The sequence below is a fragment of the Vibrio sp. 811 genome (assembly GCF_033339195.1).
In genome coordinates this window covers 1-628 of the sequence record NZ_JAWOUB010000543.1, presented here as the reverse complement: position 1 = coordinate 628, position 628 = coordinate 1, and the positions used below count along the sequence as shown (strand labels likewise).

Sequence of the window (628 nt, the reverse complement as noted above, 5' to 3'; positions counted from 1 at the left end):
AAACTTCTGATACCGAGAAAGCGGGTCTAGTAACATCACTAGAAACTCGTAACCAACAAATTACAGATCTAGAGAAAAAATACTCGGAGATCAGCGACCAGCTCACTTCTGTTGAAACAGAAAACCGTGAACTTCGCGCCAAGCTGGATACACAAAAAGATGACATGCTGCTTAAGTACTTCACTTACGGTGGTGGTGTAGCAGGCCTTGGTCTTTTATTTGGTTTGATTCTTCCTCATATCATTCCACGCAGAAAGAAATCACCTGCAGGTTGGGCATAACTGCCCCGCAAACTACCGGTTTGCACATAGCGGATACGAAAAAGGCCACATTCATGTGGCCTTTTGCTTATCTAATGGTTTCACGCGAGAGTACTAACCATCCCATTCGTAAAGCGCAGGGATTCGGATTTGCTCACCTTGGAACTCGACAATGACAGCCTGCGGCTGAATCTCTTTCAGCGTGACTTGTCCATCCACCACATCCCCTTGGTGATACTCCACGTTATTGATTTTCACCCAACGACGATTGGCATCACTGGCATACATGTGCGTTTGCAAATTAAGGGCCGGAAGACGTCCTTGCCACTGCTGCGCATTGCGCTCCAAGTCATTCACCTGTGACGGCG

Annotated in this window: 2 protein-coding genes; one reads left to right on the top strand and one right to left on the bottom strand. The window is 47.3% G+C overall.

Annotated features, from left to right (window positions below; translation table 11 throughout):
* A partial coding sequence (locus tag R7Q46_RS27990; RefSeq protein ID WP_318078408.1) for a TIGR04211 family SH3 domain-containing protein occupies nt 1-281 on the top strand: 281 nt, incomplete at its 5' end.
* Between the two features lie 93 nt (nt 282-374).
* On the opposite strand, the gene R7Q46_RS27985 is transcribed toward R7Q46_RS27990, so the two are convergent.
* Nucleotides 375-628, bottom strand: a 254-nt coding sequence (locus R7Q46_RS27985) for a general secretion pathway protein GspB (RefSeq protein ID WP_318078407.1), incomplete at its 5' end; no start/stop codon positions are given.